At 72.4% G+C, this 18114-nt stretch carries 21 protein-coding genes and 1 tRNA gene; 7 read left to right on the top strand and 15 right to left on the bottom strand.

Annotated features, from left to right (window positions below; all coding sequences use genetic code 11):
* Positions 1–68 precede the first annotated feature (68 nt).
* The 4 genes from ABD249_RS01905 to serS form a co-directional block, all read right to left on the bottom strand.
* Positions 69–1355: an LCP family protein gene (locus ABD249_RS01905; RefSeq protein WP_344339715.1), complete on the bottom strand. Its 1287-nt coding sequence runs from the start codon at positions 1353–1355 to the stop codon at positions 69–71.
* Positions 1356–1391: 36 nt separating this feature from the next.
* A tRNA-Ser gene (locus tag ABD249_RS01900) sits at positions 1392–1476 on the bottom strand.
* Between the two features lie 102 nt (positions 1477–1578).
* The gene (locus ABD249_RS01895; RefSeq protein WP_344339713.1) at positions 1579–2394 is read right to left on the bottom strand and encodes an HAD-IIB family hydrolase; all 816 of its coding nucleotides are present in this window, start codon (positions 2392–2394) and stop codon (positions 1579–1581) included.
* Positions 2391–3653, bottom strand: a complete 1263-nt coding sequence (gene serS / locus ABD249_RS01890; protein ID WP_344339712.1) for a serine--tRNA ligase — start codon at positions 3651–3653, stop codon at positions 2391–2393. Before serS ends, ABD249_RS01895 begins: the two co-directional genes overlap by 4 nt.
* Positions 3654–3675: 22 nt before the next feature.
* Here serS and ABD249_RS01885 point away from each other — a divergent pair, with 22 nt between their 5' ends.
* Positions 3676–4653, top strand: a complete 978-nt coding sequence (locus ABD249_RS01885) for a diacylglycerol/lipid kinase family protein (RefSeq protein WP_344339711.1) — start codon at positions 3676–3678, stop codon at positions 4651–4653.
* Between the two features lie 22 nt (positions 4654–4675).
* Complete coding sequence (locus ABD249_RS01880) at positions 4676–5704, top strand: zinc-binding dehydrogenase (RefSeq protein ID WP_344339709.1); 1029 nt, start codon at positions 4676–4678, stop codon at positions 5702–5704.
* Here the strand turns inward: ABD249_RS01880 and ABD249_RS01875 are convergent.
* The 6 genes from ABD249_RS01875 to pheA form a co-directional block, all read right to left on the bottom strand.
* Positions 5676–6287, bottom strand: coding sequence for a DUF2238 domain-containing protein (locus ABD249_RS01875; RefSeq protein WP_344339706.1), 612 nt, complete (start codon positions 6285–6287; stop codon positions 5676–5678). The genes ABD249_RS01880 and ABD249_RS01875 overlap by 29 nt on opposite strands.
* Positions 6284–7108: an endonuclease/exonuclease/phosphatase family protein gene (locus ABD249_RS01870; protein ID WP_344339704.1), complete on the bottom strand. Its 825-nt coding sequence runs from the start codon at positions 7106–7108 to the stop codon at positions 6284–6286. Before ABD249_RS01870 ends, ABD249_RS01875 begins: the two co-directional genes overlap by 4 nt.
* Positions 7105–7929 carry a glycosyltransferase family 2 protein gene (locus tag ABD249_RS01865; protein ID WP_344339702.1) on the bottom strand — a complete coding sequence of 275 codons (825 nt, stop codon included), beginning with the start codon at positions 7927–7929 and terminating at the stop codon, positions 7105–7107. Before ABD249_RS01865 ends, ABD249_RS01870 begins: the two co-directional genes overlap by 4 nt.
* A complete protein-coding gene (locus ABD249_RS01860) occupies positions 7913–8248 on the bottom strand; it encodes a DUF3140 domain-containing protein (RefSeq protein WP_344339700.1) in 336 nt (111 codons plus the stop codon). The genes ABD249_RS01865 and ABD249_RS01860 overlap by 17 nt, the downstream gene beginning before the upstream one ends.
* 103 nt (positions 8249–8351) lie before the next feature.
* Entirely contained in the window at positions 8352–9254 is a 903-nt protein-coding gene (locus tag ABD249_RS01855) for an NADP-dependent oxidoreductase (RefSeq protein WP_344339697.1), read from the bottom strand.
* Between the two features lie 14 nt (positions 9255–9268).
* Positions 9269–10231 (bottom strand): prephenate dehydratase, encoded by a 963-nt coding sequence (gene pheA / locus ABD249_RS01850; RefSeq protein ID WP_344339868.1) that lies wholly within the window; start codon positions 10229–10231, stop codon positions 9269–9271.
* A 101-nt stretch (positions 10232–10332) separates the two neighbouring features.
* Here pheA and ABD249_RS01845 point away from each other — a divergent pair, with 101 nt between their 5' ends.
* The 3 genes from ABD249_RS01845 to pgm all read left to right on the top strand — a co-directional run bounded on the left by ABD249_RS01845 (position 10333) and on the right by pgm (position 13715).
* Entirely contained in the window at positions 10333–11349 is a 1017-nt protein-coding gene (locus ABD249_RS01845; RefSeq protein WP_344339696.1) for a hypothetical protein, read from the top strand.
* On the top strand, positions 11337–11816 hold the full coding sequence (locus ABD249_RS01840; RefSeq protein WP_344339694.1) for a hypothetical protein: 480 nt from the start codon (positions 11337–11339) through the stop codon (positions 11814–11816). The genes ABD249_RS01845 and ABD249_RS01840 overlap by 13 nt, the downstream gene beginning before the upstream one ends.
* A gap of 267 nt (positions 11817–12083) precedes the next feature.
* On the top strand, positions 12084–13715 hold the full coding sequence (gene pgm / locus ABD249_RS01835) for a phosphoglucomutase (alpha-D-glucose-1,6-bisphosphate-dependent) (protein ID WP_344339691.1): 1632 nt from the start codon (positions 12084–12086) through the stop codon (positions 13713–13715).
* 38 nt (positions 13716–13753) lie between these two features.
* On the opposite strand, the gene ABD249_RS01830 is transcribed toward pgm, so the two are convergent.
* Both ABD249_RS01830 and ABD249_RS01825 read right to left on the bottom strand, forming a co-directional pair.
* A complete protein-coding gene (locus ABD249_RS01830; protein WP_344339690.1) occupies positions 13754–14083 on the bottom strand; it encodes a DMT family transporter in 330 nt (109 codons plus the stop codon).
* Positions 14083–14460 (bottom strand): DMT family transporter, encoded by a 378-nt coding sequence (locus ABD249_RS01825; protein WP_425546269.1) that lies wholly within the window; start codon positions 14458–14460, stop codon positions 14083–14085. The genes ABD249_RS01830 and ABD249_RS01825 overlap by 1 nt, the downstream gene beginning before the upstream one ends.
* A gap of 135 nt (positions 14461–14595) precedes the next feature.
* Here ABD249_RS01825 and ABD249_RS01820 point away from each other — a divergent pair, with 135 nt between their 5' ends.
* A complete protein-coding gene (locus ABD249_RS01820; RefSeq protein WP_344339688.1) occupies positions 14596–15102 on the top strand; it encodes a hypothetical protein in 507 nt (168 codons plus the stop codon).
* Between the two features lie 10 nt (positions 15103–15112).
* Here ABD249_RS01820 and ABD249_RS01815 read toward each other — a convergent pair whose 3' ends face one another.
* The 3 genes from ABD249_RS01815 to ABD249_RS01805 form a co-directional block, all read right to left on the bottom strand.
* Positions 15113–16309 (bottom strand): CapA family protein, encoded by a 1197-nt coding sequence (locus tag ABD249_RS01815; protein WP_344339686.1) that lies wholly within the window; start codon positions 16307–16309, stop codon positions 15113–15115.
* 38 nt (positions 16310–16347) lie between these two features.
* Positions 16348–16662, bottom strand: coding sequence for a hypothetical protein (locus ABD249_RS01810; protein ID WP_344339684.1), 315 nt, complete (start codon positions 16660–16662; stop codon positions 16348–16350).
* A gap of 72 nt (positions 16663–16734) precedes the next feature.
* A complete protein-coding gene (locus ABD249_RS01805; protein WP_344339682.1) occupies positions 16735–17553 on the bottom strand; it encodes a M15 family metallopeptidase in 819 nt (272 codons plus the stop codon).
* Positions 17554–17722: 169 nt separating this feature from the next.
* Between ABD249_RS01805 and ABD249_RS01800 the strand changes: the two genes are divergently transcribed.
* A partial coding sequence (locus tag ABD249_RS01800) for an MFS transporter (RefSeq protein WP_344339865.1) occupies positions 17723–18114 on the top strand: 392 nt, incomplete at its 3' end.

Below are 18114 nucleotides of genomic sequence, written 5' to 3'. Positions count from 1 at the left end.
CAGGCCGGAGGCAACTCTAGCAAACGCCGCGCGGGCCTCGGCACCCCGTCGACCAGGGCGCCTCGCGCTCAGAACTGGTACGGGACGACGCACGTCTCCTGCGACGCATCCGTGCCCTGCACGCCCTCGATGGGCGCCTCGGACGCGGGCGGCGACGCAGCCGGATCCGTCGCGGCAGGGTCGGTCGCGGCAGGATCCGTCGGCGCCGCGCTCGTCGGCGCGGGGTCGGTCGGCGGCGCACTCGTCGCGGCAGGATCGGTCGCCGCGGGATCCGTCGGCGTGCCCGTGGCCTCGGCGCCCTGGCCGGTCGCGTTCGGGTCGAGCGTCACCGGCTGATCGGCGGCGATGAGGGCCATGACCTCGTCGGCCACGGCCGTCGGCACGACGCGTCCCGTGCCGTTCGACGCGGACGGGTACTGGATGAACTGCATCGTGTCGAGCGGGATGTCGGCGAGCACGCGAGCCATCGACACCATCGTGCCGATGTCGTTGAGCGACGACGACATCGTCATGCTGCTCGTCGCGACCTGGGCGATCGAGTACAGGCGACCGAGGTCGGTGAGCACGGCGTCCGACTGCAGCTTGCGGATGAGGGCCGAGAGGAAGACCTGCTGCGACGAGATGCGCGAGAGGTCGGAGCCGTCGCCGACGCCGTGGCGCATGCGCAGGAAGGCGAGCGCCTGCGCGCCGCCGATCTCGTGCGTGCCCTCGGTGATCGAGAAGCCGGTGTAGGGATCCTCGATGTCGCCGGCGAAGCACACGGGCACGCCGCCCACGGCCGACGACATGTTGACGACGCCGTCGAAGCCGATGACGGCGGCGTACGGGATGTCGAGGCCCGAGATCGACTCGACGACGGTGGCGACGCACGCGAGGCCGCCGCGACCGAGCGCGGTGTTGAGCTGCTGCCCGCGGGCTGCGGGCGCATCGGCCCCGCCCTCGGGGTTCGCGCAGGCGGGGAAGTCGATGAGGAGGTCGCGCGGGAAGGAGACGACCGTCGCACGCTGGTGGTCCTCGGAGACGTGCAGCAGCATCGTCACGTCGTTGAGGGCGCCGCCGGTGTAGCCGTCGTCGACCGAGCCCTGGCCCTCGCGCGAGTCGGAGCCGACGAGCAGGATGTTGAAGCCGCCCTGCTGCTCGGCGAACGCGGGAGGCGGGTCGCCGCCGAGGTCGACGGTCTCGATGTCGCCCTGCAGCTGCAGGAACGAGACGCCGAGCACCCCCACGGTCGACACGAGCACGACCGTGAGGCCGAGGGCGACGAGGCCGACGATGCGACGCACGGGATGCCGACGCCGGAGGCGCCCATGGCGCGGTCGGACCTCAGGCGCGTCGACGATCTTCGGCGGTGCCATCGGTCTCCTTCCCGGACGACGACATGGGCGGATGCGCGGAGGGCGTGGGATTCGAACCCACGAGGCATCGCTGCCCACCGGTTTTCAAGACCGGCTCCATCGGCCGCTCGGACAGCCCTCCTGGCCCGCGGCGCGGACGGCCCATGGTATCGGGCGAGGCTCTGCGAGCGCCGTGGGCCTCGCTATGAGGATGCCCAGCGTGCGGCGCGCCTGCGCGAGGGGGCTAGGAGCGCGCCGAGTCGATCGCGGCGAGCGGCTCGAGCACGTCGGCGAGGCCGTCCTCGTCGACCGTCGCGGTCTGCTCGTTCGACGCGGCGACGACCTCGTCGGGCGCCTGCCCCATCGCGACGGCACGACCGCCGCCGGCGGCCGCCCACTCGAGCATGTCGATGTCGTTGCGGCCGTCGCCGACGACGAGCACGCGCTCGCGCGGGATGCCGGACGCGTCGACGACGCGCTGCAGGCCCGTGGCCTTGTTGACGCCGTCGGGGGCGATGTCGAGCCACGACGAGAAGCCGATGGCGTACGAGACCTTGTGGAGGCCCATGCCCTCGACGATCTCGAGGAACTCCTCGACGCCGTGGTCGGGGCTCATGACGACGACGCGCATCGCGGGCTCGACGGCGAGGCCGGTGAACGCGACCTCCTCGGCTCGGTCGAGGTTCCAGTCGTCCATGCCGCGCGTGTAGCGGCGGAAGCCCGAGGCGTCCTCGACGAGGAAGCGCGCATCCGGCAGGCCCTGCACGATGCGCTCGAGCGCGGGCGCCGCGTCGAAGACCTCGACGTGCTCGCGCACGTACTCGCCGCCCTCGCGCCGCAGGATGAGCGCGCCGTTGGCGACGACGAGCCACTCGGGCTCGATGCCCACGCGCACGGCGAGCGACTCGGTGGTCGACTGCGAGCGGCCGGTCGCGAGCACGACGAGGTGCCCGGCGTCGACGACGGCGCGCACGGCCTCCGCCACGCGCTCGGAGAGCGAGTCGTCCTCGCGCACGGTCGTGCCGTCGATGTCGAGGGCGATGAGCCAGCGATCGGTCATGCCACCGGCTCCAGCACCTCGAGGCCGCCGAGGTACGGCCGCAGCCGCTCGGGCACCCGCACGGATCCGTCGGCCTGCTGGTGCGTCTCGAGGATCGCCACGAGCCACCGCGTGGTCGCCGCGGTGCCGTTGAGGGTCGCGACGGGCGCCGTGCGTCCCGTCTCGGTGCGGTACCGCGTCTGCAGCCTGCGCGCCTGGAAGGTCGTGCAGTTCGACGTCGACGTGAGCTCGCGGTAGGTGCCCTGCGACGGCACCCACGCCTCGATGTCGAACTTGCGCGAGGCCGACGACCCGAGGTCGCCCGCGGCGACGTCGATGACGCGGTAGTCGAGCTCGCACGCCTGCAGCATGCGCTCCTGCAGCGCGCGCAGGCGCTCGTGCTCGGCCTCCGCCTCATCCGGCCTCACGTACGAGAACATCTCGAGCTTGTTGAACTGGTGCACGCGCAGGATGCCGCGGGTGTCGCGCCCTGCGGAGCCGGCCTCGCGGCGGTAGCACGTCGACCACCCGGCGTACCGCAGGGGCTGCTCGACGTCGAGGATCTCGTCGGCGTGGAAGCCGGCGAGCGCGACCTCGGAGGTGCCCGTGAGGTAGAGGTCGTCGGCGGGCAGGTGGTAGACCTCGGCGGCGTGCTCGCCGAGGAAGCCCGTGCCCTGCATGACCTCGGGGCGCACGAGGGTCGGCGTGACGAGCGGCGTGAAGCCGTCGGCGAGCACCTCGTCGAGGCCCATGAGCATGATGGCGAGCTCGAGGCGCATGCCGATGCCCGAGAGGAAGTAGAAGCGGCTGCCGGCGACCTTGACGCCGCGCGCGAGGTCGAGGGCGCGGAGGCCCTCGGCGAGCTCGACGTGGTCGCGCGCCGGGAAGTCGAACGTGCGCTCGGTGCCGTGGGTCGACAGCAGCGCGAAGTCGGCCTCGCCGCCCGCGGGGACGGACGGGTGCACGAGGTTGCCGATGCGCCCCATCGCGGCATCGAAGGCCGACTCGGCCTCGCCGACGGCCGCCTGCGCGGCCTTCACGGACTCCGATGCCTCCTTCGCCTGCGCGATGAGGGCTGGGCGCTCGTCCTTCGACGCCTTCCCCACCAGCGCGGCGTGCGCGTTCTGGGCAGCTCGCAGGCGCTCGAACTCGCCGATCGCCGCGCGACGCGACGCGTCGGCGGCGAGCGCATCGTCGACGACGTCGACGGAGTCGCCACGCACCTGCTGGCTGTGCCGTACCGACTCGGGCTGCTCGCGCAAGAGGGAGGGGTCGATCACCCGCCCAGTCTAGGCTGAGCGCGTGAGAGCAGCCGTCGTCTACAACCCCGTCAAGGCAGACCGACGAGCGCTCGAGAAGGCGATCGCCGGCGCGCAGCCCGACGACTGGGACGAGCCCGTCTGGTTCGAGACCGCCGCGGACGACGACGGCCGCAAGGCCGTGGAGGACGCGGTGGCCGAGCAGGTCGACGTCCTGCTCGTCGCCGGCGGCGACGGCACGGTGCGCATGGCAGCCGAGATCCTGGCCGGCACCGACACGGCCCTCGCCCTCGTGCCCTCGGGCACGGGCAACCTCCTGGCGCGCAACCTCGGCATCGACGTCACGTTCCTGCGCGCGTCCGTGCGCACGGCGTTCGACGGCAAGGACCGCCGCATCGACGTCGGCTGGGCGGAGTTCGAGCAGCCCGGCGGCGCGAAGCAGAAGCACGCGTTCGCCGTCATCGCCGGCTTCGGGCTCGACGCGGCGATGATCGAGAACACCGACTCGGAGCTCAAGAGGAAGGTCGGCTGGCTCGCCTACGTCGACGCGATCGTGAAGTCGTTCCAGCGCATCCAGCGCGTGCGGATGCGCTACCGCGTCGACGGGGGCCAGCAGCGCACCGTGGGACTCAACACCCTCATGGTCGGCAACTGCGGCGCCCTCACCGGCAACGTCGTGCTGCTGCCCGAGGCGAGCATCGACGACGGCAGGCTCGACATCGCCATCCTCCGCCCGAAGGACGCGTACGGCTGGCTGCAGGTCGCGAAGTACGTCGCCGTGAACTCGGCGCTGCTCACGCGCGTGCTGCGGCGCCGGAGGCTCATCGGCCCGCAGAAGGCCGTGCCGACCCTCGGGTACGGGCAGTGCCGATCGTTCGCGGCGCGGCTCGACGAGCCCATGCCGGTGCAGATCGACGGCGACTCGTACGGCGAGGCCATCGCGATGCGCTTCACGATCCAGCCGAACGCGCTGATCGTGAAGGCGCCCACGCGCGTGCCGCTCGCGCGCCCCGTCTCCTAGCGCCTGCTCGCGGGAGGTCGTCGTGCGCGCGCTCGTCTACGACCGCTTCGGCGGGCCCATCGTCGTGCGCGACGTGCCCGAGCCCGTCGCGCCGAGCGGCGGCGTCGTCGTCCGCGTCGCCGCGTCGGGCCTGTGCCGCAGCGATCGGCACGCGTGGGCCGGGCACGACGACTCCGTCACGCTCCCCCACGTGCCCGGCCACGAGCTCGCCGGCACGATCGCGAGCGTCGGCGAGGGCGTGACGGCATGGCACGTCGGCGACCGCGTCACGGTGCCGTTCGTGCACGGCTGCGGCACGTGCGCATGGTGCCTCGCCGGGCACGCGCAGGTGTGCCCCGACCAGACCCAGCCCGGCTTCACGCATCCCGGGTCCCACGCCGAGCTCGTCGCGGTGCGCGCCGCCGACGCCAACCTCGTCGCGCTGCCCGAGGGCATCGACGACGCGGCGGCCGCGAGCCTCGGATGCCGCTTCGCGACGGCGTTCCGCGCGCTCTCGGCCCGCGCGCGACTGCAGCCGGGCGAGCAGGTGGCGGTCTGGGGCGCGGGCGGCGTCGGCCTGAGCGCCGTCATGATCGCGCGAGCCCTCGGCGCGAGCGTCGTCGCGGTCGATCGCAGCGAGGATGCCCTCGCGCTCGCGCTCGAGCTCGGCGCCGAGCACGCGGTGCTCGCGGGGCCGGAGGCCGTCGCCGAGGTCGTGGAGCGCACGCACGGCGGCGCCCACGTGTCGCTCGACGCCGTCGGCAGCGCCGAGACCGCGACGTCGAGCGTGCGCTCGCTGCGGCGGCTCGGACGGCACGTGCAGGTGGGGCTGCTCGCAGGCGCGCCGCCCGCGCTGCCCCTCGACCGCGTCATCGGCTGGGAGCTCGAGGTGCTCGGCAGCCACGGCATGTCGGCGCGCGACTACCCGCGGCTGCTCGACCTCGTCGTCCACGGCGCCCTGCGCCCCGACCTGCTCGTGCGCCGCACCGTGGGCCTCGCCGAGGCGGCGACGCTCGTCGGCGCCGACGCACCGGGTGCCGGCATCACCGTGCTCGATCCTCGTCGGGGCTGACCCGCTCGAGCCGCACGGTCGCCACGAGCAGCCCCGCGAGCACGGCCCCCGCGCCACCGGCCACGATGTCGCCGATCGTGTCGTCGTAGTCGACGAAGATCGCCTCGTCGACGAGGTTGTGGCCGAGCCACTCGACGATCTCCCACAGCGCCGAGAGGGCGAGCCCGAGGGTGGTCGCGAGCGCGATCGCGACGAACGAGGGCGTGCTCTCGGCGCTCGGATGCGCGACGACGCCCGTGCGGGCGAGCACCAGCATGCCGACCACGACGATCACGCCGGTGCAGACGACGTGGATCGCGACGTCCCACCACGCGATGGCGGCGTAGAGGTCGAGCACGCCGCTCCAGGCCGCGACGAGGATCACAGCGCCCGTCAGCGCGTCGACGCCGCCGCGCAGGCCGAGCATGCGCAGCACGAGCGCCGCCGAGGCGGCGAGGAAGAGCACCGCGACGTCGGTCGGCCCCCAGCCGATCGCGGCGGCGACGACGCTCGCGAATCCGGCGACGCGCACGAGGTCGGCGAGCACCTCCCACGCCGAGCCCGGCCTGCGGACGAAGTCGGTGCCGATGCGCTCCCGGCTCACGCGGCCGCCCCGGGCACGCGCACGACGGCGTGCACGCCGAGGTGGTCCGACGGCCAGCCGCCGTCGAACGAGCGGCCGTCGATCGCGGTGCGGCGCACCTCGACGCCGTCGCTCACGAGGATCCAGTCGAGCCTGCGACCGCGCTCGCGAGGCGAGCGGTAGGAGGCGTGCGTCGCCCACAGCGGCGTCGTGCGATCCTCGGCGACGGCCCAGGCGTCGTGCAGCAGGTCGTCGGCCTGCAGCGCCGCGACGGTCGACGATCCCTCGCCGGCGTTGAGGTCGCCGAGCACGATCGCGGGGCGTCCGCACTCCTGCACGACGTCACGGATCGCGGCCGCCGAGCGCAGTCGCGAGCGCCGCGACGACAGCGACAGGTGCGTCGAGATCGCGAGCACGATCGCGTCGGTCGCGCGATCGCGCAGCGCCGCCGCGACGAGCACGCGCGGGAACCGGTTGCCCCACGACCGCGAGCCGGGGCGCTCCGGCTCGTCCGAGAGCGCGTGCTGCCACCACTCGAGCACCTCGAGCCGCTCCTCGTCGACCACGAGCAGGCATGCCTCGTCGCCGCCGTCGGCGGCGCGTCCGCGGCCGAGCACGCGATGGCCGGGGCCGAGCGACTCGCGCACGAACGTCGCCTGGTCCGGCATGGCCTCCTGCACGGCGAGGATCGCCGGGCGCTCGACGTGCAGCGCGGCACGCAGGCGCGGCGCCCGCAGCCGCCAGCGGTCCGCGGCCTGCAGGGTCGGCACGCGCCTGCGGATGTTCCAGGTCGCGACGTGCAGGTCGCCGTCCTCGAGGTCGCCCACGATCGAGCCGGTCATCGCGTCGCCTGCGATCCCGTGCCCGCGGCCTCGCCGCTCCTGCGTGCACGTCTGCGTGGCGTGATCGATCGACCGACGGCGCGGCGCGACCAGCGAAGCGGCGGGAACTCCTCGGGCCAGTGCACGGCGACGGTGCGCATGCCGCGCACGAGCCGACGGCCGAACCCGCGACCGGGGCCGAAGGGACGCATCGACATGCCCATGCCGCGGGACCGTCGCACCCAGCGCACCCGATGCCGCTCGCCGAGGTGGAAGGCGAGGTCGAGGTCGTCGTGCAGCTCCGGGTCGTCGCGGTGCACGTGCGCGCTCACCGCCTCCCACGCCTCGCGGCGCATGGCGACGTTCGAGCCGAAGACGGGCGGATGCCCGAGCGCGGCCGACGTGAGCACGACGTAGGTGCCGAGGTACAGGGCCTCGAGCGGTCGGCGCAGCAGGCGCGGCCCGTCGACGAACGCGGCGCCGGCGGAGACCGCGGCGACGCTCGGGTCCTCGTCGAGCGACCGCAGCATGCGCGCGATCCATGCCTCGTCGGGCCGGCAGTCGGCGTCGAGGCGCAGGATGACGTCACCGGTCGCGGCGTCGTAGCCGCGCGATGCGGCGGCCGGGATGCCGGGGACGTCGCAGCGCACGACGACGGCGCCCGCCGCGCGTGCGACGTCGGCGGAGTCGTCGCTCGATGCGTTGTCGACGACGACGATCTCGTCCGCGGGTCGGCTCTGCCGTGCGAGCGCGGCGAGGCAGGCGGCGAGCTCTCGCGCATCGTCCTTCACGGGCACCACGACCGAGGCGCGCACGGGGCGGTGCTCACGCGGCAGGATCATGACCCCAGTTCATCAGCGAGTACCGCCAGTCGGTCTCGCGCACGTCGCCGTCCGGACGCTGCGCGAGGTGGCGGTGCACGTAGCCGACGACCTTCCGCATCCATCGCACGTCGTCGAGGGTGAGGTCGTTCTTGCGCGTGCGCAGCAGGCGCACGATGCGGCGTCCCGAGCGGTGGCCCGTCGACTCGCCGCCGTCGGAGTCGCCGACGCGACGGGAGTCGTCGGTCTCGAGCCAGCGCTCGAGGTCGGCGGGGGCCATCGTCACGCTCTCGCGCCAGTCGTCCCACACCTCGTCGAGCAGCTCGTCGCGCTCGCTCACCGTCGCCTCCCTCGTCGCGACGCTCGGACGTCGCTCTCGCGACGCTACGGGAGCGCCGTTCGACGGCGCCGGGGGTTGCCCGCGGCGCGGACGGTGAGGTACCTCAGCCGGCGAGCAGATCGACGACGAGCTTGCCGTGCACGTGGCCGCCCATGAGCACGCGGTACGCGTCGGCCGCATCCTCGAGCGGCACGGTGCCGGCGATGGGCACGTCGAGCGTGCCGTCGGCGGCGAGCGCCGCGAGCTCGTCGAGCGCGCCGGTGACGGCGAGGTCGGTGGCCACTCCCGCGACGCCGGCGTGGCCCTTCGTCGCGATGCCCACCATGCGCGCCACGGGCACGCCGAGCGCGATTCCCGCGTCGATGCCCGCCGTGCCGTGGGTCTCGAAGACGGCGTCGACGCCGCCGAGCGCCCGCAGCCGATCCACGAGACCCTCCCCGTACGCGACGGGCTCGGCGCCGAGCACGCGGAGGCGGTCGTGGTTGCGCTCGCTCGCGGTGCCGAGCACGCGGATGCCGCGGTGGCTCGCGAGCTGCACGGCCAGCACGCCCACGCCCCCGGCGGCGCCGTTCACGAGGAGCGTCTCGCCGCGCTCGAGGTGCAGCTGCTCGACGCCCGCCCACGCCGTGCGACCGGCGACGACGAGCGCGGAGGCCCGGACGTCGTCGAGGCCGTCGGGGATGCGCGCGAGGCGCTCGACCGCCGGGTCGACGATCGTGCGGTCCTGCATGGCGCGTGTGCGCGCCGACCCGAAGACGCGATCGCCGACGGCCAGGTCGGGAACGCCCTCGCCGACGGCGTCGACGACGCCCGCGATGTCGTTGCCGACGCCGAGCGGCGGCTCGAGGCCGCGGCTCGTCGCGGCGGCGGTGCCGGAGAAGATCTTCCAGTCGACGGGATTGAGCGCCGCGGCGTGCACGCGCACGCGCACCTCGCCGGGTCCGGGCTCGGGGTCCGGCACCTGCTCGAGCTCGAGCACGGCCGGACCGCCGAAGGTGCGATGCATCAGGCGACGCACGGCTACGCCTCCGGCTCGCCGGCGAGCAGGCCGCGCAGCCAGTCGCGCGCCTCGACGAACGATGCGTCGCCGTAGCGGGCGTGCACGTCGGTCGACTGCGCGTCGGCGCGCGGGTACGAGCCGAGGAAGACGACCTTGGGGCTGAAGCGCTTGAGCCCGACGAGCGCGTCGGCCACGCGCTCGTCGGCGACGTGGCCGTCGAGGTCGAGCACGAACCGGTAGCGGCCGAGCCGGTCGCCGATGGGCCGCGACTGGATGAGCGACAGGTTGACGCCGCGGGTCGCGAACTGCTCGAGCATCTCGAGCAGCGCGCCGGGCGCATCGCTCGGCAGCTCGGCGATGACCGACGTCTTGTCGGCGCCGGTGCGCGCGGGCAGCGCGCCGTCGCGACCGACGAGCGCGAAGCGCGTCACGGCGTTCGGGTTGTCGATGACGTCGGTCTCGAGCACGGCCACGTCGACGTGGTCGGTGATCGACGGCGTCGAGAGCGCGGCCTGGCCCGGCTGCAGCGCCATCGCCGCCGTGACGTTCGACGGCGCGGGGATGTGCTGGTGCGCGGGCAGGTGCTCGCCGAGCCAGGCGAGGCACTGCCCGTAGGCGACGGGATGCGCGACGACGACCTCCACGTCCTCCAGCCGCGTGCCGCGCGCCGCGACGAGCGAGAACGACACCGGCACGAGGTGCTCGGAGCGGATGCGGAGGCCAGGGGTGGTGGCGAGCGCGTCCTGCGCCGCGGTCACGACGCCCTCGAGCGAGTTCTCGACGGCGATCATCGCCGCATCCGATCGCTCGTCCGTCACGTCGCGCAGCGCCTCGGCGACGTTCGCGACGGGGGCGCGCTCTGCGACGTCGGCGCCGGGCACCTGCAGCAGCGCGCGCTCGGTGAAGGTGCCGGCGGGGCCGAGGTACGAGTAGCGCGTCACGGCTCCAGCGTATGCGGGGCCGCGTCGGTCGTTCGCGAGCATCGCGCCGAAGACCGGTGACCGGAAGTCGACGTCGTCCCGAGCGCGCGGTCCCACGCTCGTCTCGCGACGTACGGTGGGCCGATCTGCTCTGAGGAGGACCCGTGAGATCGTTCGTCAAGGTGAACGGAATCCTGCTCTTGGCGCTGGTCGCGACGGTCACGTCGACAGTGAGCGCCCATGCCGAGGAGAGCAGCGACGAGGCCATCGCGATCGGCTCTGCGGTGGCCGTCGGCGTGATCGATCCGGCCTCGGTTGCTGTCGCGGACATCACGGATGGACAGGTCGAGGAAGCCGATGTCCGGCTCACCGTCCCTGACACCACGTCGGACCCATTCACCCTCGAGGACTCGCTCGGCACGTCGGTTGCGTTGACTGTCGGCGAGGATCTGCCGCCGGCCGCAATCCTGCCATTGGCCGATGCAGCGGGTGGGGTGCTCGATTCCGGCGCGGCGATCGCAGAGACAGAACCGGGTGTCTCGACGATCCCGATGGCGCACGACGATGGTGGCCTGCAGGTCGTCTCGATCATCGAATCGCCATCGGCGGCCACGCGCTTCGAGTACGGGTTGACGGTGCCGGAAGGCGTCTCGATCACGATCAACGAGCTCGGAGCGATTCAGGCGGTCACGTCGGACGGCACATTCGTCGCTGCAGTGCTTCCCGCTTGGGCGGTCGGCGCCGCGGGTCGAGCTGTTCCTACGCACTACGAGCTCACACCTGGAGGCTTTGCCCAGGTCGTCGCGCATGACGACTCATTCCAGTTCCCGATTGCGGCCGACCCGTATCGAGGAATCGATCTCATCAACTATTGGGCCTGGGGAGGCAACGCGATCGCGGTGCACGTGACCCCATGGATGGGGGCGGTTGGTGAGGCGGTTGCGATCACGAACGGCTGGAACGAGCTCACCTCCCGCGTGTTCGCCCAGAACTACTACAGCGGTACGCTCCTCAGCCGCCCTACGTATCGACAGCAATGGGTCTGCCATGCGGTGGGCAAGTCCGTGATCGGTTTCCTCGGCTTCCTCGGCCTGGATCAACGTCCAGCCTGGACGCTCGAGGGCTACCGTAGAACCATCTCGAGCCCGGGTCTGATGGTGTCATCGCGATGCAACTGGTGAGGGAGAGCCCTGTGTCGGGGAGAACCTCGCGACCGACCGAACGAGCGCAGTTGCTGTCGCTCGGTGCGGCTGCGCTCGCTCTCGTCGTCGCGCTCGCCATCCTCGGTCGGTCGATCACCTTCGATACGCGATTCTTCGAACCGCGAGAGCTCGACGGCATGCATGCATGGTTGTGGCGAGCAACCGGCATCGCGCTCCTGGTCGTCGTCCTTGCTCTGAGCATCCTCCTCACTCGGATGCTGCGAGCGACCATGGGAGTCGGGGCCGCGGTGATGGTGGCTGGCGTCGCGATGCTGGGACTCGGACTCCTGCTCTTCGCTCTGAGCTACGAGGACGACCCGGATGCGGCCTATGCCGTGTTCGGGACGATCTCGATCTTCGTGGCAGCCTTCGGAGCCGTGGCATTCGTCGTCGGCGCCGTGAGCGCCGCGCTCGAAGGGAGTCGTGCAGAGTCGAAGGAGGACTAGGTCCTCGACGGCCGGCGAGGATCATGCCGATGCCGACGAGCAGGGCCAGGATGCAGACGACGTTCGCGTCGCCGACCACGATCGCGACGACGACGTTCGCGGCTCGATTGGTCCTCCCTCAAGGCTCAGGCGTACAGGCCGGGCCCTCGAGGACGGCAGCACTGAGCTCGACCTCGCTCCTCATCGCACCGAGCGTCCGGTCGAGCCGTGCCACCGAGCGTCGCGCAAGGCGGTGCCCTCCCATCGACGCGGTGCCAGGATGGGCCCATGAGCAGAGCAGGCACCGTCGCACAGCCCTCCGACCTCATCGACGTCGCCGCGCTCGAGCGCGCGTACGTCGAGCTCGTCCCGGACGTGTCGAACCCGGATCAGCAGGTCGCGTTCGGCACGAGCGGCCACCGCGGCAGCGCCTTCGACACGGCGTTCAACGAGACGCACATCCTCGCCATCACGCAGGCGATCGTCGAGTACCGCGCCGCGCAGGGCATCACGGGCCCCCTCTACATCGGTCGTGACACGCATGCGCTGTCGCTGCCCGCCGAGCGCAGCGCCCTCGAGGTGCTCGTCGCGAACGGCGTCCGCGTCGTCGCCGACTCGCGCGGCTCCGTCACCCCGACGCCCGCCGTGTCGCGCGCGATCCTCGCCTACAACGCCGCGGGCAACGCCGACCAGGCGGACGGCATCGTCGTGACCCCGTCGCACAACCCGCCGCGCGACGGCGGCTTCAAGTACAACCCGCCGCACGGCGGCCCCGCCGACTCGGACGCGACGGGCTGGATCGCCGACCGCGCGAACGCGCTCATCGCCGCCGGGCTCGAGGGCGTGCAGCGGACGGAGGTGCTCGGCGGCAGCGACGAGCGCGTCGAGCTCGTCGACTTCCGTGCCGACTACGTCGAGGCGCTCGGGTCGGTCATCGACTTCGAGGCGATCAAGGCGGCAGGGCTGCACATCGGGGCCGACCCGCTCGGCGGCGCAGCGGTCGACTACTACGCGGCGATCGCCGAGCGGTACGGCATCGACCTCACGACGACGAATCCCGAGGTCGACCCGACGTGGGCGTTCATGACGCTCGACTGGGACGAGAAGATCCGCATGGACTGCTCGAGCCGCGACGCGATGGCATCGGTCCTCGCACGCAAGGACGAGTTCGACATCCTCACGGGCAACGACGCCGACGCCGACCGCCACGGCATCGTGACGCCCGACGGCGGGCTCATGAACCCGAACCACTTCCTCGCCGTCGCCATCGAGTACCTCTTCACGCACCGCCCGGGCTGGCGCCAGGATGCCGCGATCGGCAAGACGCTCGTGTCGTCGTCGATGATCGACCGCGTCGCCGAGTCGCTCGGCCGGCGGCTGTGGGAGGTGCCGGTCGGCTTCAAGTGGTTCGTGCCGGGCCTCGTGGACGGCTCGGTGGGCTTCGGCGGCGAGGAGAGCGCCGGCGCCTCCTTCCTCCGCGCGGACGGCACCGTGTGGACGACGGACAAGGACGGCATCCTGCTGTGCCTCCTCGCCTCCGAGATCCGCGCCGTCACCGGCAAGACCCCCACGCAGCTCTACGCGGAGCTCACCGAGCGCTTCGGCGCCCCCGTGTACGAGCGGGTCGACGCGCCCGCGTCGCGTGAGCAGAAGGCGCGCCTCGGCAGGCTGACCGGCGACGCGGTGACGGCGACCGAGCTCGCCGGCGACCCGATCGTCGCGAAGCTCGTCGAGGCGCCCGGCAACGGTGCACGCCTCGGCGGCCTCAAGGTCGTCACGGATCGCGCGTGGTTCGCGGCGCGTCCCTCCGGCACCGAGGACGTCTACAAGATCTACGCCGAGTCGTTCGTCGGCGTCGACCACCTGCGTCAGGTGCAGGCGGAGGCGAAGGCGATCGTCGACGCCGCGCTCGCCGGCTGAGCGCACCGGGTCGCGCCCGCCATGGCGTGCGCGGCCCGTCAGCGTGCGATGCCGAGCTCGACGAGCACGACGCCCGCCCCGATGAGCAGGATGCCGAGCGCCATCACGAGCGTCAACGGCTCGTCGAAGAGGATGCGGCTCAGCACCGCGGTGATCGCGACGCCCGCGGCGGCCCACACGCCGTAGGCGACGCCGAGGGGCATGTCGAGCGACAGCGCCGCCGAGAGCATCGCGAACGCGGCGACGTACCCGACGACGACGGGCACGTACCAGCGCCGCGACGGCGACTCGCCCGTCGTCGCCATGCGCAGCGAGAGCGTCGCGGTGATCTCGAGCGCGATCGCCGCGGCGAGCAGGACCCACGGCATCAGCGCGCTCCGTCCTGCGCGGTCGCCGCGCCTCGTCGCCGGTGCGCCGCCTGCGAGCCGAGCTCGACGAGCAGCACGCCACCGATGATGAGCACGATGCCGATGCCCATGAGCGGCGTGAGGGGCTCGGCGAAGAGCGCCGTCGACAGCACGGCCGTGAGCGCGACGCCCGTCGCGCCCCAGATGCCGTAGGCGACGCCCAGCGGCATGCCCGCGCGGAGCGTGCCGCCGAGGCAGGCGAACGACCCGACGTAGCCCGCGACGACGAGCACGTGCAGAGCAGGGGCGTCGAGGGCCGCCTTGAGCGCGAGCGACGCCGACACCTCGAGCCCGATCGCACCGCCGAGCAGCAGCCAGCGACGCACCGTGGTGCTCATGCCGCGACCGGCGGCAGTGCGGTCGCGAGCGCCTGGGACTCCATGCCGCCATCATGCCGTCCCCTCCGCCGCGGGGGCACGCGCATCTCGAGGCTCCCCTATGTACCCCGATGTCGGTCATGGCATGCTGCTGCCATGGACTGGACGCACAGGACCACGGTCGCCGTCGCGACCATCGCGCTCACGCTCTCCGCCGCCGCCTGCACGTCGACGACGACGCCCGAGCCCTCCCCCACGCCCACCGCATCCGCGTCGCAGGCGCCCTCGACGTCCCCGTCGCCGACCCCGAGCGCCGCACCGTACGAGGATCCGGGCGAGCCCGCGGGCTCGCTCGCTCGTGCCGACTTCGCGGTGGTCGACGGCATCCCGACGACGAGCACGACGGCGCTCGGCGGCATGGTCTCGGGGCAGGCGTTCGTCATCGAGGGGCAGTGCGTCGGCGGCGAGTCGATGGGCTTCCGCCTCGACCGCGCCGAGGGATCCGATCCCGAGGAGCGCCTGCTCGTCGAGGGCACCCTCGACTGCGACGTCGCCGCGGATCAGGACCTGGCCTACGCGTTCCCGTACGACGGCCCCGTGCAGCTGACGATCGCGCCCGACGAGGACGTCACGCAGGCGTGGGCCATCGTCCGCGCGACGTAGCGAGCCCCGCCTAGGGCGTGATCCGCACGTCGGGCCCCAGCACGTCGGTGACGAACTGGATGCCCGACTCGACCGTGAGCTCGTTGCGCCACGCCGAGCGCGTGAGCGGCTCCGCGGCGTCCACGAGCGGGTACATCTGCAGGTTCACGCGGTTGATCAGGTCGTTCGAGGCGAGCTGCTGCGGCGTCAGGTCGTAGTGCATGTACGTGGGGATCGCACGCGGATCCTCGACCGTCACCGTGCCGTCGGGGTCGACCGTGACGTCGACCTGCGCGATGGCGGCGAGGATGCGCGGGATCTCGATCTGGGTCGAGAGCGCGTTGCCGATCGAGTAGAAGACGAACGCGCGCGTGCCGTCGGCCCGGTCGATCCACGACGCGGGCTGCAGCACGTGCGGGCCGGTGCCGACGATGACGTCCGCGCCGAGATCGGCGAGCCACTGCCCGCGCTCGACCTGCGATGCGTTCTCGTCGAGCGAGTACTCCGTACCCCAGTGCACCGAGACGAGCTGCACGTCCGACTGCTCCACGGCCTGCGCCATGAGCGACTCGACGAGCGCCGTGTCGCCGAGGCGGTTGAGCGCGAACGGCTCATGCCCCTCGTTCGACAGCTCGGTGAAGGCGAGGAAGGCGACGCGCACGCCGTCGACCTCGGCGATCGAGAGCGTCTGCTGCTCCTCCGGGCTGCGGTTCGCGCCGGCGATCAGCGTCGGCTGCAGCGCATCCCACTGCCCGCGCGTGATGTCGATGCCCTCCTGGCCCCAGTCGGCGAGGTGGTTGTTCGCGAGGTTGATGGTGTCGCAACCCGCCTGCGACATGCCGGCGCTCAGCGCGCCCGGCGCGTTGAAGCGCGGGAAGAACGACAGCCCCATCTCGTCGCCGGCGCTCGGCACCTCCTGGTCGCAGAAGACGAGGTCGGAGTCGGCGTAGCGTGGCTGGATCGCCTGGGCGAACCCAGCGAAGTCGTACGAGCCGTCGGGCTGCTCGGCGTCGAAGACGACCGAGTCGTGGGGCAGCCAGTCGCCCATGGCGCTGAGCGTGATGGTGGTGGGCTCGGGCTCGGCGGTCGCGGAGGGCGACGGTGCCGTCGTCTCGGAGGCCGTGGGTGCCGTCGACGACTCGTCGTCGAGCGCGCCGGCCTGGCAGCCGGTGAGGACGACGACGGCGAGGGCGACGAGCGCCGTGGAGGGCTGGAGCAGGCTGCGCACGCGATCAGCCTGCCATGTCGATCCTTCGCGAACGCGGGCTAGATCGAGAGGAAGGCGATCGCGACGATGACGGCCACGATGAGCAGCACGACGCCGAACCAGGTGCCGGGGTTCTCGGCGTCGCCGTAGCTCGTGCCCCAGGACGACCCCGAGCGGTACCTGCGGCCGCTGCCCGAGCTCGAGCCCCAGGAGAACCCACCGCCGCCGCCACCGCCCGACGATCCGAACGAGCCGCCACCGGATCGCCGGCTGCCGAAGGAGCCCGCCGAGCTGCGACGGCTGCCGAAGGATCCCGATCCGCCGCTGCGACCGCCGAAGCCGCCGCTCCTGCCGGAGACTCTGCCTGCCTTCATGGTGGATCCCTCCTGCAGCGGATGCGGTCGAGTGCGACGCTAGCGAGCGCGGCTGAGCGTGGGCTCCGGCCGTCAGCCGTAGTTCGGCGCGGCAGGCAGGCCGAGGTGCTCCTCGAGCGTCTGCGCACCGGACTGCGTCATCGCGGTCGCGAGCTCGACGCCGACGAAGCGCAGGTGCCACGGCTCGTACTCGTAGCCGGTGATGCCCTCGAGCCCGTTCGGGTAGCGCACGACGAAGCCGTGCTGCCACGCGTTCGCCGCGAGCCACTGCCCCGACGGCGTGGTCGAGAACGCCACGTTCAGGCGGGCGACGCCCGAGGTGCCGACGACGTCGACCGCGAGGCCCGTCTGATGCTCCGAGTGGCCCGGGCGCGCGCTCGTCGTGTCGGCCTCCGCCTGCCCGTATTGGTTGACGAAGCCCTGGTAGATCGACGACTGCGTCGCGTACGACCGGTACGAGGAGAAGACGAAGACGCCCTCGCCGATCGCAGCGCGCTGCGCCTGGTCGAGCGCGACGAGCGCCGCGTCGACCTCGGGCCGCACGAGCTCGTCGCCGTCCTGCGCGATCGACACGGCGACGAGCTGCGGCGCGTAGTCCGGGGGCTGCAGCGGGCGGCGCTTGTTGACGATGACCTGGAGGCTCGCGCCCGAGTCGATGTCGTACTCGGCCGGCGGCGCCGTCGTCTCGGTCGGCGTCGGCGACGGCGACGGCGACGGCGATGGGCTCGGGCTCGGCGACGGCGCAGGCGAGGCGCTCGGGCTGGGCGAGGGCGACGGCGACGGCGAGCCGCTCGGGCTGGGGCTCGCCGAGGGCACGGGATCGCCCGCGCACGCCGTCAGGGCGAGCACGGCGGCGGCGGTCAGCGCGGCGCGACGCGAGTACATGGGCATGCTCCAAGCCTACGGTCGACAGAAGTTGCAGTCTCTGCAATAATCGTTCCTTGCGGTCGCAGCGTGGAGACCAGCACGCAGCACCACACCTCTTCTTGGAGACGTCATGTCAACACCCCGCACCTCCGCCTCGCAGTCGAAGGCGAACGCGATCGCGGCCGCCGGCGGCATGACCCGCCGCGAGATCAACCTCGTCATCCTCGGCCTCATGGCCGCGATGTTCCTGTCGTCGCTGTCGCAGACCGTCGTCGGCACCGCCATGCGCACGATCGCCGACGACCTGCACGGCCTCAGCCTGCAGGCGTGGGTCACGACGGCCTTCCTCATCGTCTCGACCGTCATGACGCCGATCTACGGCAAGCTCTCCGACCTCTTCGGCCGCCGACCGCTGTTCCTCATCGCGATCGTGCTCTTCCTCGTCGGATCCGTCGCATCGTCGTTCGCGCAGGACATGATCCAGCTCGCGGGCTTCCGCGCCCTGCAGGGTCTCGGCGCCGGTGGCCTCATGTCGCTGCCGCTGACGATCATGGGCGACATCCTCGCTCCGCGCGAGCGCGCCAA

It is taken from the genome of Agrococcus versicolor, assembly GCF_039531815.1.
GTDB lineage: Bacteria > Actinomycetota > Actinomycetes > Actinomycetales > Microbacteriaceae > Agrococcus > Agrococcus versicolor.
Note: the sequence above shows the minus strand (reverse complement) of the source record. Positions and strands in the feature narration are given on the sequence as shown.